Here is a 13,918-nt window from a genome sequence, read left to right as displayed (position 1 = left end):
GTCCTGCACGCGTCCGTGCCCGTGATCGGGGACGTCCACGTGCCGACCAGCCTGGTCTTCGACGCCGGCGTGTACCTGCTGGTGCTCGGCCTGGTGCTGACGATCCTCACCACCCTCGGCGCGAGCCTGGAGGGCGACCTCGCGGACGATCCGGACGACGCGGAGGAAGCGGGGGAAAGGGCGTGAACGGGCCCGCGCTCGTCCTCGTCGTGCTGGTCGGGGTGCTGTTCGCGGCCGGGTTCGACCTGCTGATGCAGCGATCGCTGATCCGGGTCGTGGTCGGGTTCATGCTGCTCGGGCACGGCGCCAACCTCGTCCTGCTGCTGGCGGGCGGGGCCGCGGGCACGCCGCCGATCCTCGGCGAGGGCGAGGGGCCCTCGGCGGACCCGCTGCCGCAGGCGATGGCGCTGACCGCGATCGTGATCACGTTCGGGGTCACGGCGTTCCTGCTGGCGCTCGCCTACCGGAGCCAGGTGCTCCTCGGCGCGGACGAGGTCATGGACGACGTCGAGGACCGCCGCATCTGCGCCGAGCGCCGCCGCCGGCGCGAGGACGAGCCACAAGCCGAGGAGTCCGACCCGGTCGAGGAGGACCCGCGGGAAAGGGACGACCGGCGGGACGGCGGCGGGGGCCGCGGATGAACGTGCTCGTGCCGTTGCCGTTCGCGCTGCCGCTGCTCGGCGCGGCGCTGGCGATGATCAGCCGGCGGCGGGAGACGTGGCTGCGGGTGCTCGCCCCGCTGGTCGGCGCGGGGGTGGTCGCGGCCGCGGCCGGGCTGGTGGCGGCCGTCGCGCGGGACGGGGTGATCGCCGTCCAGATGGGCGGGTGGCCCGCGCCGCTCGGCATCACGCTCGTCGCGGACCGGCTGTCGGCGCTGCTGCTGGTCGTGTCCGCCGGGGTCCTGCTGGCGATCATGCTGCACGCGGTGGGGGAGGGCGCCGGCGGGCTCGGGCGGCACGAACCCGGCGTGTTCTACCCCGCCTACCTCACGCTGACCGCCGGGGTATGCCTGCTGTTCCTCGCCGGGGACCTGTTCAACCTGTTCGTCGCGTTCGAGGTCATGCTCGCGTCGAGCTACGTCCTGATGACGCTCACCCCGACGGCGGAGCGGATGCGGGCCGGGATGACGTACACGGTCGTCAGCCTCACCTCCTCGATCCTGTTCCTCACCGCGCTCGGCCTGACCTACGCCGCCGCCGGGACCGTGAACCTCGCCGACCTGTCGGCGCGCGTGGACGCCCTGCCCCCGGGCACCCGCTCGGCGCTCGGGATGCTGTTCCTCGTCGTGTTCGGCATCAAGGGCGCGATCGTGCCGATGCACCTGTGGCTGCCCGACGCCTACCCGGCCGCGCTCACCAAGGTCACGGCCGTGTTCGCGGCGCTGCTGACGAAGGCCGCGATCTACGCGCTGATCCGCGTCCAGACGCTGCTGTTCCCCCACGAGCACGGATCGTGGATCATGCTGGCGCTGGCGGCCGGGACGATGCTCGTCGGCACGCTCGGCGCGCTGACGCACGACGACATCCACCGGGTGTTCTCGTTCACGCTCGTCGGACACATCGGGTACATGCTGTTCGGGCTCGGGCTGTTCAGCGTCGCGGGGCTCACCGGGGCGATCCTGTACCTCGTCCACCACATCGTGGTGCAGGCGACGCTGTTCCTCGTCAGCGATCTGATGCAGGGGCGTACGGGGGAGACGTCGCTGCACCGGCTCGGCGGGCTGGCGCAGCTCTCGTCCTTTATCGCCGTGCTGTTCTTCGTCCCGGCGATGAGCGTGAGCGGGGTGCCTCCGACGTCGGGGTTCGTCGCCAAGCTGGCGCTGTTCCAGGCGGGGCTCGGCGAGGGGCGTCCGCTGGCCTACGCCGTGACGGGCGTGGCCGTGCTGGCGAGCCTCCTGACGCTGATCGCGATGTCGCGGATCTGGGCGCTCGGGTTCTGGCGGCCCCGTCCCGAGGGCGTCCCCGAGCCGCCCGCCGAGCCGCCCGACGACGAGTCCTACACGCGGGGCGGCGTGCGGGTGATGCAGTCGGTGACCGCCGTCATGGTCGTGGCCGGGCTCCTCATCGCGGTGTTCGCGGGACCGCTGTCGTCGTGGAGCCGCCGCGCCGCGATCGACCTGCTCGACCCGTCCGCCTACCGGCAGGCCGTGCTCAGCGGGGAGTCCCGGTGAACGGACTGCTCAGAAACATCGGCGGCCGGTTGGGCATGGCCGTGTGGCTGCTCGCCGTGTGGCTGCTGCTCTGGGGACGGGTCGACGCCGCGACCGTGACCGGCGGCCTGGCCGTCGTCCTCATCGCCTACGCGGTGAGCAGGCTGCCCACGGTGCCGCTGGTCACGCGGGTGCGGCCGGTGCCGTTCGCCAAGGCCGCGCTGGAGTTCGCGTGGGACCTGCTCGTGTCGAGCATCGTCATCGGCTGGCACGCGCTGCGCGCCCCCGGGCAGGTCCAGGGCGCCATCATCGAGGTCGACGCCCAGTCGCGCTCCGAGCTCGTGATGCTGGCGGTGACGACCAGCGTCTCCCTCCGTCCCGGCACGCTGCTGGTCGGCATCGACTGGGAACGCTCGCTCCTGCGCATCCACGGCATGCCCGCGCGCGGCCCGCAGGAGGCGGACTCCATGCGGGACGGCGTGCTCCGCACGGAGCGGAGGCTGATGCTGGCCCTCGCGACCCCGGCCGACGACGTCCCACCGGCCGCTGACGTCCCGCCAACGGAAGAGGGAAGATGAACGCCGTCTACACCGTGACCATGGCGCTGCTGGGCGCCGCCGTCCTGATGACCGCCGCGCGGCTGATCCGCGGCCGGACGGCCTTCGACCGCATCATGGCGATGGACGTGCTGTCCGTGCTGCTGGTCAGCGGCATCGCCGTGCACGCCGCCGCCAGCGACGAGCCCGGCAACGCCACCATCCTCGTGGCGATCTCGCTGCTGGGCTTCGTGGGCTCGGTGACGGCGGCCCGCCTCGCGGCGGAACACGCGCGGGGACGGGCGGAGGAGCGGCCGTGAACGCGGCCGACGTCGTCACCGCCGTGCTGCTGCCCGCGGGCGCCGCGTTCTCCGCGGTGGGCGCGCTCGGCGTCCTGCGGTTCCCGGACCTGCTCACCCGGCTGCACGCGGCGACGAAGCCGCAGACGATCGGGCTCCTGCTCATCCTCGCGGGCGTGGCGCCGCAGGCCGACTCCGTCGCCGACGCCACCCCGCTGCTGCTCGTCGCCGCCTTCCAGCTGATCACGGCGCCCGTCGCGGCCCAGACGATCGGCGCCGCCGCCCACCGCAGCGGCGCCGTCGACCCGGACACCCTCACCCTGGACGAATCCTCGGATCCCGGCGACCGGGCCTGAGTCACTCCTCGGTGGCGGGGCTGCCGCCGGCGACGACCTCGGCGAGCAGGTCCTCCTCGGTGGCGCCGCGCCGCCAGTAGCCGGTGAACGTGACGGCGCGGCGGTCGAGGCCGCGCTCCTGCACCAGGTGCCGGCGCAGCGTCTTGACGACGGCGGACTCGCCCGCGATCCACGCGTAGGCGCCGTCCGGGATCTCGGCGCCGCGGACCGCGTCCGGCAGGCCGCCGGGGGAGACCCAGGTGATCTCCGCGTCGGCGGCGGTCGGCAGGTCCTGGCGGTCCTCGGGGTGCGGGACGTCGATCCAGACGCGGGCCGGGGTCCCGGCGGGCAGCCAAGCGAGGTTGCCGGCGATGGCGGGCAGCGCGGTCAGGTCGCCCGCCATGACCACCGGGCCGCCGGGCGGCGGGCGGAAGTCGTAGCCGCCGTTGTCGGTGCCGGTCGGGCCGAGGACCGCGACGCGGTCGCCGGGACGCGCCGCCTCCGCCCACGACGCGGCCGGGCCCGACCCGCCGTCGGAGTGCAGCGCGAAGTCGACGTCGAGCTCGCCGGGGCGCTGGTCGCGGACGGTGTAGGACCGCATGATGCCCCGCTCGGCCGGGTCCAGCGCCCGCCAGTCGGCGAACCAGGTCTCGCCGCCGAGGCTGTCCGGCATCACGGGCGCGTCCTGGTGCGGGTGCGGGAAGAACAGCTTGATGCGCTGGTCGCGTCCCGCGGTGGCGAAACGGCCCGAGCCGCTCCCGTTCCCGTCGAGGCAGGGGCCGCCGTAGGTGATCCGCAACATGGACGGGCCCAGCCGCTCTGAGCGCAGGACTTGCAGGTCGAAGAAGGCGTAGGGATGGGCCGGACTCGTCATGGCGCAGCCTTTCAACCGGTCTTCTTGGCGGACGTGATGGACGCGGCGAGCGCCTCAAGGATCGGCGCGCACCCGGCGTAGGAGAATCGGGGCTCGGGCTGCCACGGGATGACCTGCCCGGCCTTGACCGCGGGCAGTTCCTTCCAGGACGGCTTGGAGCCGAGGTCCTTCGGCTGGAGCGCCTGCGTCCGGGAGTCGAGCATGATGACGTCGGCCTTGTACTTGGCGGCGTTCTCCCAGCTGAGCTCCTCGAAGTAGCCGTCCTTGCCGACCCTGTCCGGGACGATCAGGTCGACGCCCAGCTGCTTGAAGTAGATGAGGTCGGTGTTCTTGGCCGGGCTGGAGGCGTAGAACAGGTCGGGGCTCGCGGACGCGGCCAGCACCTTCAGGCCCGCGTTGGCCCTGGCGGCGGCGCGCACCGTCTCGACGGCCTTGTCGAACCGCGCCTTCGCGGCGGCGACCTTCGCGGACTTCAGGTCGGCGCCGAGCGCGGCGGCGAGCGCGGCGGTCCGCTCGATCGGCTTCGGCAGCGGGACGGCGCCGGTGGCGATGCCGACGCTCGGCGCCAGCGCGAATATCTTGTCCTTGCTCTCTGCCGGGACGTAGAACAGCTGGTCCTGGAGGAACATGTTGTCGACCAGGAGGTCGGGGCGGAGCGCGGCGTACTTCTCGATGTTGAACTCGCCGTAGGCGTTGCCGATGACCTCCAGCCGGTCGACGGGCAGGTCCCCGGCCTGCGGGTCGGGCCTGCCGTCCTTCAGCCTGGTCGGGCCGTACACGCCGACGAGCTGCTTGTCGACGCCGAAGTCGTACAGCGCGGCGGCGGCGCCGACGTAGCCGACGACGCGCCTGGGCCGCGCCTTGAGGTCGACCTTCGTGCCGCGGTCGTCGGTGAACGTCCACGCGCCGCCGCCCGATCCCGCGCCGGTTCCGGTGCCGCCGTCGCCGCCGCACGCGCTGATGAGGGCGCCGACGGCGACGGCGCCGCCCGCACCGAGCAGCCCTCGCCGCGTGAGGCCCGTACCCGGGACGGCGCTCCGGACGGCGCTGCGCCAACGATGACGGGATCCGATAAATGACATTTCGGACGTTCTCCATGAATCAACTACGATGGCCGCATTCCGGCCGAGGAGTGCTTAGGTTAACCTAACCTAAGTCTTCGTCCCAGGGGGGGACCGGTCCATCGCCGCCGCGAGGAGGGTCCCCCGGCACGTCCCCCCGGAGTCCGCCGAGTGTTGCTGACCAAACCCCCGCCGTCACCGTCCGCGGCGGCCGTCGAGCGGGCGCCGGGCGCGCGGCGCGCGGCCGGGCTCGCCGGCGCGGTGCTGTTCCTGCTGGCCGCCGTCGCGCTCAGCCTGGCGGTCGGCGCGAAGCCGCTGTCGCTCGGCGAGGCATGGGACGGGCTCTTCCACGGCGACTCGGCCGCGTACACGATCGTCCACGAGATGCGGCTCCCGCGCACCGTGCTCGGGCTGCTCGCGGGTATCGCGCTCGGCCTGGCGGGCGCGGTGATGCAGGCGATGACCCGCAACCCGCTCGCCGACCCCGGCCTCCTCGGCATCAACGCGGGCGCGGCCGCCGCCGTCGTGTCGGCGATCTCGTTCCTCGGCGTGACGTCGTTCACCGGCTTCGTGTGGTTCGCGTTCGCGGGCGCAGGGGCGGTCGCGGTGCTGCTCTACGCGGTCGGCGGCGGGCGCGGCGCCACCCCGGCGCGGCTCGCGCTGGCCGGGTCCGCGCTGAACGCCGCGCTGTTCTCCTACGTCAGCGCGGTGCAGCTGCTCGACACCGCGTCCCTCGACCGCATGCGCTTCTGGACGGTCGGCTCCCTCGCCGCCGCGCAGAACTACACGATCGTGCGCGTCGCGCCGTTCGTCGTGGTCGGACTGGTGGCGGCGCTGCTGCTGGCGCGCCCGCTGAACGCGATGGCGATGGGCGACGACGCCGCCCGCTCGCTCGGCGCCGACCCCGGCCGCGCCCGGGTCGTCGCGATCGTCACGGTGACGCTGCTGTGCGGCGCGGCGACGGCGGCCTGCGGGCCGGTCATCTTCGTCGGGCTGACGGTGCCGCATCTCGTCCGCGCGCTGACCGGGCCCGACCTGCGCTGGCTGCTGCCGTACTGCGCGGTGCTCTCGCCCGCGCTGATGCTCGCGGCGGACGTCATCGGACGCGTCGTCGTGCGCCCGTCCGAGCTCCAGGTCGGCATCGTGATGGTCGTGGCGGGCGGGCCGGTGTTCCTGTACTTCGTGCGCCGTCCCGGCAGCAGGGCGGTGTCGGGATGACGGTCATCCGGACGCCCGGCGGGCTGTCGTTCCGGTTCCGCGCGCGTGCGCTCGCCGTCGCGGCCGCCTGCCTGGCCGTGGCGCTCGGCACGGGCGTGCTGCTCATCGGCAGCGGCGACTTCCCGATGAGCCCCGCCCAGGTCGTCCGGACGCTGCTGGGCCAGGGCACGCCCGCCGACTCCCTCATCGTGAACCAGATCCGGCTGCCGCGCGTGGCGGCGGCGCTCGCGGTCGGCGCGGCGCTCGGGCTGGCGGGGGCGATCTTCCAGTCGCTGGTCCGCAACCCGCTCGGCAGCCCCGACATCCTCGGCTTCACCCAGGGCGCCGCGTCCGGCGTCCTCGCCGTGATCGTGCTGACCGGCGCGGGCAGCGCCGCGGTCGCGGCCGGCGCGGCGGGCGGCGGCCTCGTGACCGGCCTGGTCGTGTACGCGGTCGCCGGACGGCGCGCCGCGCACGGGCAGCGGCTCATCCTCGTCGGCATCGGCGTCGCCGCGATCCTCACCGGCGTGAACGGCTACCTGCTCACGCAGGCGCAGATCACCGACGCGGCCCGCGCCGTCCTGTGGCTCACCGGCAGCCTGGACGGCCGCGACTGGTCGGACACGGCGCCCGTGCTCGTCGCGCTCGCCGTCCTCGGGCCCATGGTCCTCGTCGGGTGCGGGCGGGCGCTGCGGATGCTGGAGATGGGCGACGACGCCGCGCACGGGCTCGGCGTCCCCATCGAACGCGTCCGGCTGATCATGCTGGGCGCGGCGGTGCTGCTCACCTCGCTCGCCGCGGCGGCGGCCGGGCCGGTCGCGTTCGTCGCGCTGACCGCGCCGCAGCTCGCCCGGCGCCTCACCCGGACGACCGGCCCCAACCTGCTGCCCGCCGCCTGCATGGGCGCGGCGCTGCTGGTCGCCGCCGACTGGGTCGCGCAGCGCGCCTTCCCCGGCCACCAGCTCCCGGTCGGCGTGGTGACCGGGCTCCTCGGCGGCGGATACCTGGTCTGGCTCCTCGTGACCCAACGCAAGACGGGACGTATCTAGTGACGGACGAAAAGACGCGGCTCACCGGCACCGGGCTCACCCTCGGCTACGACAGGCGCACCATCACCGAAGCCCTCGACGTGGCCATCCCGGACGGGTCGTTCACCGTGATCGTCGGCCCGAACGCGTGCGGCAAGTCGACGCTGCTCCGAGCGCTGGCGCGGATCCTGAAGCCGTCCGCCGGGACCGTCGTCCTGGACGGCGCGCCCATCGCCGGCTGGCCCGCGAAGAAGCTCGCCAGGACGCTCGGGCTGCTGCCGCAGACGTCGATCGCGCCCGAGGGCATCACGGTCGCCGACCTGGTGTCGCGCGGCCGGTACCCGCACCAGAGCCTGCTGCGCCAGTGGTCGAAGGAGGACGAGCGGGTCGTCGCCGAGTCGATGGCCGCGACCGGCGTCCAGGACCTCGCCGCCCGCGCGGTGGACGAGCTGTCCGGCGGCCAGCGGCAGCGCGTGTGGATCGCGATGGCGCTGGCCCAGCAGACGCCGCTGCTCCTGCTGGACGAGCCGACGACCTATCTCGACATCGCGCACCAGATCGAGGTCCTCGACCTGTGCGCGCGGCTGCACGAGGAGGGCCGCACGGTCGTGGCCGTCCTGCATGACCTCAATCACGCCGCCCGCTACGCCACGCACCTGATCGCGATGCGCGACGGCCGGATCGTCGCCGAGGGCGACCCGTGCGAGGTGGTGACGTCTGCGCTGGTCGAGGACGTGTTCAAGCTCCCGTGCCAGGTGATCGACTGCCCCGAGACCGGGACGCCGCTGGTCGTCCCCGCCGCCCGCCGCCGGGCCCCGGCCCGCGCCGGACGGCACGAAATGGTTGTAGAATTCCAATCGTTGTAGGGGTACAACGATCGGAGGCGCCGCATGCCAGAGCTCAGCCCCCGGCGCCGGCTCGCGGTGCTCGCGATCTGCTGTATGAGCCTGTTCATCATCAACCTCGACAACACGATCCTGAACGTCGCGCTCCCGACCCTGCACGAGGAGTTCGGCGGCTCGCTGTCCGGCCTCCAGTGGACGATCGACGCCTACCTGATCGTCCTCGCGTCGCTGCTCATCCTGTCCGGCTCGACCGCCGACCGGCTCGGCCGCCGCCGCGTGTTCCACACCGGGCTCGCGCTGTTCGTCACCGGGTCCGTGCTGTGCAGCCTCGCGCCGTCCCTCGGCTGGCTCATCGCCGCCCGCGTCGTGCAGGCGATCGGCGGATCGATGCTCAACCCCGTCGCCATGTCGATCATCACGAACGTGTTCACCGAGCCGCGCGAGCGGGCCCGCGCCATCGGCGTCTGGGCCGGCACCGCCGGGCTCAGCATGGCGCTCGGGCCGCTGGTCGGCGGGCTGCTGGTCGACTCCGTCGGCTGGCGCGCGATCTTCTGGCTGAACGCCCCGATCGGGCTGGCCGCGTTCACGCTGACCGCGCTGTTCGTCCCCGAGTCCCGCGCGGCGCGCCCGCGCCGCCCCGACCCGCTCGGCCAGCTCCTCCTGATCACCTTCCTCGGCACGCTGACGTTCGCCATCATCGAGGCGCCCGGACGCGGCTTCGCCGACCCCGTCGTCCACGGCGCCGCGCTGGTCTCCGCCGCGGCGCTCGCCGGGTTCGCGCGGCACGCGCTCCGCGCCCCCGAACCGCTGATCGACCTGCGCTTCTTCCGCAGCATCCCGTTCTCGGGCGCCGTCGTCACCGCGGTCACCGGCTTCGCGGCGTTCGGCGGGTTCCTCTTCCTCAACACGCTCTACCTGCAGAACGTCCGCGGGCTGTCCGCGCTGCACGCCGGGCTGTACCTGCTGCCGATGGCCGCCGCGACCGCGGTCTGCTCCCCGCTGGCCGGCCGCCTGGTCGGCGCCCGCGGCCCGCGGCCGCCCCTGTTCCTCGCCGGGGCGGCGATGCTCGCCAGCGCGCTGCTGTTCGCCGCGTTCGACGCCGAGACCCGCGACGCCACCCTGTTCACCGGATACGTGCTGTTCGGCATCGGGTTCGGCATGCTGAACTCGCCGATCACCTACACGGCCGTGTCGGGGATGCCGCGCGCCCAGGCCGGGGTGGCCGCCGCCGTCGCCTCCACCAGCCGGCAGGTCGGCAGCGCGCTCGGCGTCGCCGCGCTCGGCGCCGTGCTCGCCGCCGGGCTGTCCGGCCCGCTCGACGGACCCGGCTTCGTCGCGGCGGCCCGCCCGGCATACTGGGCGATGGTCGGCTGCGCCGCCGCCGTCCTCGTCCTCGGGACCCTCACCACCGGCCGCCGGGCCGCCCGGAGAACCTCCGGCCTCGTCGAGTCGGAGGACCGCGAAGACCAGCACCACGCAACGGAGGCGAGCGCCCGATGACCGAGCCGGCCGTCCGGCCCCACGACCGCGCCCGCGCCGAGATGGCGGAGCGGACGTGGCGCAACCTGCGGGTCCTGCTGCTGGAGCGCGGCGACCGGCGGCGCGAGGCCACCGAGGCGCTCGGCATGAGCTTCTTCCGGATCAAGGCGCTGCGCCGCATCGCCGCCGCGCCCGAGCCGATGACGCTGCGCGACCTCGCCGACCTCCTGCTCACCGACCGCCCCTACACCACCCTCGTGGTGGACGACCTGGTCGGCCGCGGGCTGGTGGAGCGGTCCCCGAACCCGGCCGACCGCCGCTCCAAGCTCGTCACGGCGACCGAGGCGGGACGCGCCGCCGCGGCGAAGGCCGAACGCATCCTCGACACGCCGCCGCCGTCCCTCTACGGCCTTCCGGCCGACGAGCTCGCCGTCCTCGACCGCGTCACCGCCCGCCTCATCGCCGACGAGTGACGCGGCCCGCCGGCGATTCCCCGACCGCCGTTCACCTGACAGCGCGGCGGCGGGCGAGCATCATGGCCCACGGTGCACCCGATACCGCCGGACGTTGGGGGAGTCCCATGACCACCGTCGACATGGTCGTCATCGAGGGCGACCGGCACACGACCGTCCTGCTGTCGGGGGAGATGGACAGGGCGACGTGCCCCGAGGTCCGGTCGCGGCTGCGGGAGCTGGTCCACCGCCCGCTCGTCCTGGACGTCTCCGGGGTCGAGTTCTTCGACGCCGACGGGCTGCGCACCCTCCACCAGTGCGCGTGCAACTGCCAGGCCGAGGGCACCGCCCTGGCACTGGTCGGCATGCGCCCGTTCCCGGCGAAGCTCTGCCGGATCCTCGGCCTCGACAGGCACATCCCGATGTGCGCGTCGACCGAGGAGGCCCTCTGGTGCCTGCTGCCCCGCTCGGACGACGAGATCAGGGACTGGCTCTCCGGCTGAGATGCCTCTCGACCGACTCGACCTTCGCGTCGAGCGCGCCGGTCACCCCGGGCCGCATGTCGGCCTTGAGGACCAGGCTCACCCGCGGCGCCCGCGCCGCGACCGCGTCGGCGGCGGCCTTCACCACGGCCATGACCTCGTCCCACTCGCCCTCGACGGTGGTGAACATCGCGTCGGTCCGGTTGGGCAGCCCGCTCTCGCGCACCACCCGCACCGCCTCCGCGACGAGCTCGCCGACCTCCTCGCCCGCGCCGAGCGGAGTCACCGAGAACGCGACGAGCATGGAACGCACCCCCTAAGGCTGAAGGACCTGCCGTACCACGATCTCATCCAGCCGCCGCTCGACGATCACCCCCACCGGCCATTCGCGCACCAGGCACCGCAGCAGCGCCGCCTCGTGCTCGGCGAACGACGGGTCGCAGCCCTGCTGCTCAAGGCTCGACCTGATCGCGAGGACGTAGTCGTCGACCGTGAACCCGGGGATCTCCCTGACCATCGCGGTCGTCGTCGCGCGATGGGAGTTGAGCCCGGCGAACGACCGGCCGCAGCCGCAGCCGCCGTCCGGGTCGTCCCGATCTTTCGCGCAGACCATCCCGATATGGACGAGTTCGCCTTCGACGCACCAGTCGAAGTCGTTGTCGCGGAATCCCTGGGTGGAGTTGGTGGCGGTGAGCAGCTTCAAGGCCATACCCCCTCGGCGCCGTCCGATGACCCGCCCACGGTACGACGAGGGTCTGACGTAACGTCGAGAGTATGAGCGAAGACGAAGACGTCCTGGTTCAGCGCGACGGCCCGTTCACGACGATCACGATGAACCGGCCGCGCCGCCGCAACGCCCTCTCCCGCGCCTTCCTCCTGCAGCTGACCAGCGCGTTCGAGGAAGTCGGCGGCACCGACTCCCGGGGCGTCATCCTCGCGGCGAACGGCCCGGTCTTCTCGGCCGGTCACGATTTCGCCGACATGGCGGGGGCGTCGCACGCCGACGTCCGCGACCTGCTCCGGATCTGCACCGACCTGATGCGGACGATCCAGTCGATCCCGCAGCCGGTGGTGGCCCGCGTCCACGCCCTCGCGACTGCGGCCGGGTGCCAGCTCGTCGCGAGCTGCGACCTGGCCGTCGCCGCCGAGAGCGCCGGGTTCGCCGCGCCGGGCGGCAAGGGCGGCTGGTTCTGCCACACCCCGCTCGTCGCGATCTCCCACAACGTCGGCCGCAAGCGCGCCGCCGAGATGGCCTTCACGGGCGAGGTGTTCGACGCCGCCACCGCCGCCGACTGGGGCCTGATCAACTACGCGGTCCCCGACGACGAGCTCGACAAGGCGACCCACGAACTCCTCCAGCGCGCCACCCAGGGCAGCCCCCGCAGCAAGGCCCTCGGCAAGCAGGCGATGTACGCGCAGTTCGACCGCCCGGAACAGGACGCCTACGCCTACGCGATCGAGGTGATGGCCGCCTCGGCCCTGACCCCGGAAGCGCAGGAGGGCATGACCGCCTTCCTGGAAAAGCGCCGCCCCACCTGGCCCGCCTAGCAGGCCGGGAGGGGCGTGGGGGCGGAGCCCCCACATCGGGTGTCTGGGGGTCGCCCCCCAGATGGGCACTCCGGAGGAGTAACGGTCCGCGCTTTCCGCGGACACGCGGACCCCGGCTCTGTAGGGCGGGCGGGACTCGAACCCGCGACCGGGAGATTATGAGTCTCCTGCTCTGACCAGCTGAGCTACCGCCCCGAGGCGTCCCCCGGTGACGGTGGGGGCGTGGCCGACTGCCATCTTAACGGCGGCCGCTCACGGGGGACCACTGTGAAAGGCGATGTCCTACTTCTGGCTGGGCGATGTCATACCTCGTACCGAGTGACGGGTGCGGGTACCCGTCGGTAGGGTCCGCGTATGTCCAGACGCATTCTCGTCCTCGTCCTGCTGTTGCCGGGCCTGCTGTTCGCCGGGGCCTGTGACGGCGGCGGGTCCGAAGAGCCCGCGAAGAAGGCGGATTTCGACGCCGCGCAGACGCTGCGGCAGGCCGCGCAGGTCATGGGGACGGTGAAGAGCGTGGCGTTCACCATGAAGTCGGAGGGCAAGACCCCGGTCACGGTGAAGGGCGGCGACCTGAAACTGCTCCGCAGCGGCGACGCGGAAGGGACGCTGACGGTCGAGCAGCAGGGCCAGAACGTCGAGATGAAGGTCGTCGCGGTGGGCGACAGCATCTACCTGGACGCGGGGACGGGCGGGTGGCGCAAGCTGCCGAAGGCGCTGGCGGCGGCCATGTACGATCCGTCGGCGGTGCTGGATCCGGAGCGGGGCATCGCCAAGCTGCTGGGGTCGGTGACCTCGCCGCAGGCGCAGGCGGTGGAGGCCGTGGACGGCAAGCAGACGAACCGGGTGGGCGCGAAGCTGCCGAAGGCGCAGCTCGCGGCCCTGATCCCCGGGCTCGACGCGGATCTGGACGGCCGGCTGTGGATCGACCGGGCGACTCATCGCCTGGTGAAGGTGCGGGGCGCCTTCCCGCAGGGGCAGGGCGCGGTGGTGATCTCGTTCACCGAGTTCGACGCCCCGTACAAGATCAGCGCGCCGACGTGAGCGGGCGGCGCCGGGTCGCGATCGGTGCGGGCGGCGCGGTGGTGCTGCTGGCGGCGCTGGACGCCTACGTCGTCACCACGATCCTGGTGCCGGTGGTGAAGGACCTCGACGTCCCGATCAACCGGCTGGAGCGGGTGACGCCCGTCCTGACGGGGTTCCTGCTGGGGTACGTGGCGGCGATGCCGCTGCTCGGGCAGCTGTCGGACCGGTTCGGGCGGCGCCCGCTGCTCCAGGCGTGCCTGGTGTTCTTCGCGGCCGGCTCGGTGGTGACCGCGCTGGCGGACGGCGTGCCGGTGCTGACGGCGGGACGGGTCGTGCAGGGCGTCGCGGGCGGTGCGCTGCTGCCGGTGACGATGGCGCTCGCCGGTGACCTGTGGGACGAGCGGCAGCGTCCCGTGGTGCTCGGCGCGGTCGGGGCGGCGCAGGAGCTGGGGAGCGTGCTCGGCCCGCTGTACGGGGCGGGCATCGCGGCGGTCGCCGACTGGCGGGCGATCTTCTGGATCAACGTGCCGCTGGTGGCGGGGGCGATGGCCGCCGTCCAGTACGCGGTGCCGGGCGGGCGAGGCAAAGGTGAGGGGCCGCGGCCGGGCGT

19 protein-coding genes and 1 tRNA gene are annotated in these 13,918 nt (G+C 73.3%); 15 read left to right on the top strand and 5 right to left on the bottom strand.

What is annotated here, in order from left to right; translation table 11 throughout:
* The 6 genes from E1264_RS30370 to mnhG form a co-directional block, all read left to right on the top strand.
* Nucleotides 1-186: hypothetical protein (locus E1264_RS30370; RefSeq protein WP_132178882.1), on the top strand; the 186-nt coding region annotated here is incomplete at its 5' end.
* Nucleotides 183-641 carry a Na(+)/H(+) antiporter subunit C gene (locus E1264_RS30365; RefSeq protein ID WP_132178881.1) on the top strand — a complete coding sequence of 153 codons (459 nt, stop codon included), beginning with the start codon at nt 183-185 and terminating at the stop codon, nt 639-641. The genes E1264_RS30370 and E1264_RS30365, both read left to right, overlap by 4 nt.
* Nucleotides 638-2,170 (top strand): Na+/H+ antiporter subunit D, encoded by a 1,533-nt coding sequence (locus E1264_RS30360; protein WP_132178880.1) that lies wholly within the window; start codon nt 638-640, stop codon nt 2,168-2,170. The genes E1264_RS30365 and E1264_RS30360 overlap by 4 nt, the downstream gene beginning before the upstream one ends.
* A complete protein-coding gene (locus tag E1264_RS30355; RefSeq protein WP_132178879.1) occupies nt 2,167-2,727 on the top strand; it encodes a Na+/H+ antiporter subunit E in 561 nt (186 codons plus the stop codon). The genes E1264_RS30360 and E1264_RS30355 overlap by 4 nt, the downstream gene beginning before the upstream one ends.
* Entirely contained in the window at nt 2,724-3,005 is a 282-nt protein-coding gene (locus E1264_RS30350; protein WP_132178878.1) for a monovalent cation/H+ antiporter complex subunit F, read from the top strand. Before E1264_RS30355 ends, E1264_RS30350 begins: the two co-directional genes overlap by 4 nt.
* Nucleotides 3,002-3,340, top strand: coding sequence for a monovalent cation/H(+) antiporter subunit G (gene mnhG, locus E1264_RS30345; protein WP_132178877.1), 339 nt, complete (start codon nt 3,002-3,004; stop codon nt 3,338-3,340). Before E1264_RS30350 ends, mnhG begins: the two co-directional genes overlap by 4 nt.
* 1 nt (nt 3,341) lies before the next feature.
* Here the strand turns inward: mnhG and E1264_RS30340 are convergent, their stop codons facing one another.
* Nucleotides 3,342-4,193: a siderophore-interacting protein gene (locus E1264_RS30340; RefSeq protein ID WP_132178876.1), complete on the bottom strand. Its 852-nt coding sequence runs from the start codon at nt 4,191-4,193 to the stop codon at nt 3,342-3,344.
* 11 nt (nt 4,194-4,204) lie between these two features.
* Nucleotides 4,205-5,275: an ABC transporter substrate-binding protein gene (locus E1264_RS30335; RefSeq protein WP_132178875.1), complete on the bottom strand. Its 1,071-nt coding sequence runs from the start codon at nt 5,273-5,275 to the stop codon at nt 4,205-4,207.
* A 150-nt stretch (nt 5,276-5,425) separates the two neighbouring features.
* Between E1264_RS30335 and E1264_RS30330 the strand changes: the two genes are divergently transcribed.
* From E1264_RS30330 to E1264_RS30305, 6 genes are all read left to right on the top strand, one after another.
* Nucleotides 5,426-6,472: an iron chelate uptake ABC transporter family permease subunit gene (locus E1264_RS30330; protein WP_132178874.1), complete on the top strand. Its 1,047-nt coding sequence runs from the start codon at nt 5,426-5,428 to the stop codon at nt 6,470-6,472.
* Nucleotides 6,469-7,500, top strand: a complete 1,032-nt coding sequence (locus tag E1264_RS30325) for an iron chelate uptake ABC transporter family permease subunit (protein ID WP_132178873.1) — start codon at nt 6,469-6,471, stop codon at nt 7,498-7,500. Before E1264_RS30330 ends, E1264_RS30325 begins: the two co-directional genes overlap by 4 nt.
* Nucleotides 7,500-8,345 carry an ABC transporter ATP-binding protein gene (locus E1264_RS30320; RefSeq protein WP_132178872.1) on the top strand — a complete coding sequence of 282 codons (846 nt, stop codon included), beginning with the start codon at nt 7,500-7,502 and terminating at the stop codon, nt 8,343-8,345. The genes E1264_RS30325 and E1264_RS30320 overlap by 1 nt, the downstream gene beginning before the upstream one ends.
* A 24-nt stretch (nt 8,346-8,369) precedes the next feature.
* Nucleotides 8,370-9,824 (top strand): MFS transporter, encoded by a 1,455-nt coding sequence (locus E1264_RS30315; protein WP_132178871.1) that lies wholly within the window; start codon nt 8,370-8,372, stop codon nt 9,822-9,824.
* Complete coding sequence (locus tag E1264_RS30310; RefSeq protein WP_132178870.1) at nt 9,821-10,276, top strand: MarR family transcriptional regulator; 456 nt, start codon at nt 9,821-9,823, stop codon at nt 10,274-10,276. Before E1264_RS30315 ends, E1264_RS30310 begins: the two co-directional genes overlap by 4 nt.
* 107 nt (nt 10,277-10,383) lie before the next feature.
* Nucleotides 10,384-10,758, top strand: coding sequence for an STAS domain-containing protein (locus E1264_RS30305; protein ID WP_165964460.1), 375 nt, complete (start codon nt 10,384-10,386; stop codon nt 10,756-10,758).
* Here E1264_RS30305 and E1264_RS30300 read toward each other — a convergent pair.
* Both E1264_RS30300 and E1264_RS30295 read right to left on the bottom strand, forming a co-directional pair.
* Complete coding sequence (locus E1264_RS30300; protein WP_131970118.1) at nt 10,736-11,041, bottom strand: MTH1187 family thiamine-binding protein; 306 nt, start codon at nt 11,039-11,041, stop codon at nt 10,736-10,738. The two genes, E1264_RS30305 and E1264_RS30300, sit on opposite strands and share 23 nt — an antisense overlap.
* Before the next feature lie 12 nt (nt 11,042-11,053).
* Nucleotides 11,054-11,446: a hypothetical protein gene (locus E1264_RS30295; protein ID WP_132178868.1), complete on the bottom strand. Its 393-nt coding sequence runs from the start codon at nt 11,444-11,446 to the stop codon at nt 11,054-11,056.
* A gap of 65 nt (nt 11,447-11,511) precedes the next feature.
* Between E1264_RS30295 and E1264_RS30290 the strand changes: the two genes are divergently transcribed.
* Nucleotides 11,512-12,285: an enoyl-CoA hydratase-related protein gene (locus E1264_RS30290; RefSeq protein WP_132178867.1), complete on the top strand. Its 774-nt coding sequence runs from the start codon at nt 11,512-11,514 to the stop codon at nt 12,283-12,285.
* 121 nt (nt 12,286-12,406) lie between these two features.
* On the opposite strand, the gene E1264_RS30285 is transcribed toward E1264_RS30290, so the two are convergent.
* A tRNA-Ile gene (locus E1264_RS30285) sits at nt 12,407-12,480 on the bottom strand.
* A 159-nt stretch (nt 12,481-12,639) separates the two neighbouring features.
* Here E1264_RS30285 and E1264_RS30280 point away from each other — a divergent pair.
* Together E1264_RS30280 and E1264_RS30275 are read left to right on the top strand one after the other, a co-directional pair.
* On the top strand, nt 12,640-13,326 hold the full coding sequence (locus E1264_RS30280) for an LppX_LprAFG lipoprotein (protein ID WP_243711253.1): 687 nt from the start codon (nt 12,640-12,642) through the stop codon (nt 13,324-13,326).
* Nucleotides 13,323-13,918 (top strand): MFS transporter (locus E1264_RS30275; protein WP_132178866.1); only part of this gene is annotated, 596 nt, incomplete at its 3' end. The genes E1264_RS30280 and E1264_RS30275, both read left to right, overlap by 4 nt.

Origin of the sequence: Actinomadura sp. KC216, assembly GCF_004348535.1 — a bacterium.
Taxonomy (GTDB): Bacteria; Actinomycetota; Actinomycetes; order Streptosporangiales; family Streptosporangiaceae; genus Spirillospora.
The sequence above is the reverse complement of the archived record's forward strand: the minus strand, read 5'-3'. Positions and strand labels throughout refer to the sequence as shown.

Excerpts from the sequence above, each read along its gene's own strand:
- E1264_RS30350 (WP_132178878.1), top strand. The coding sequence starts at position 2,724 with ATGAACGCCGTCTACACCGTGACCATGGCGCTGCTGGGCGCCGCCGTC.
- E1264_RS30300 (WP_131970118.1), bottom strand. The coding sequence starts at position 11,041 with ATGCTCGTCGCGTTCTCGGTGACTCCGCTCGGCGCGGGCGAGGAGGTC.
- E1264_RS30325 (WP_132178873.1), top strand. The coding sequence starts at position 6,469 with ATGACGGTCATCCGGACGCCCGGCGGGCTGTCGTTCCGGTTCCGCGCG.
- E1264_RS30310 (WP_132178870.1), top strand. The coding sequence starts at position 9,821 with ATGACCGAGCCGGCCGTCCGGCCCCACGACCGCGCCCGCGCCGAGATG.
- E1264_RS30340 (WP_132178876.1), bottom strand. The coding sequence starts at position 4,193 with ATGACGAGTCCGGCCCATCCCTACGCCTTCTTCGACCTGCAAGTCCTG.
- E1264_RS30360 (WP_132178880.1), top strand. The coding sequence starts at position 638 with ATGAACGTGCTCGTGCCGTTGCCGTTCGCGCTGCCGCTGCTCGGCGCG.
- E1264_RS30280 (WP_243711253.1), top strand. The coding sequence starts at position 12,640 with ATGTCCAGACGCATTCTCGTCCTCGTCCTGCTGTTGCCGGGCCTGCTG.
- E1264_RS30315 (WP_132178871.1), top strand. The coding sequence starts at position 8,370 with ATGCCAGAGCTCAGCCCCCGGCGCCGGCTCGCGGTGCTCGCGATCTGC.
- E1264_RS30295 (WP_132178868.1), bottom strand. The coding sequence starts at position 11,446 with ATGGCCTTGAAGCTGCTCACCGCCACCAACTCCACCCAGGGATTCCGC.
- E1264_RS30335 (WP_132178875.1), bottom strand. The coding sequence starts at position 5,275 with ATGTCATTTATCGGATCCCGTCATCGTTGGCGCAGCGCCGTCCGGAGC.
- E1264_RS30290 (WP_132178867.1), top strand. The coding sequence starts at position 11,512 with ATGAGCGAAGACGAAGACGTCCTGGTTCAGCGCGACGGCCCGTTCACG.
- E1264_RS30305 (WP_165964460.1), top strand. The coding sequence starts at position 10,384 with ATGACCACCGTCGACATGGTCGTCATCGAGGGCGACCGGCACACGACC.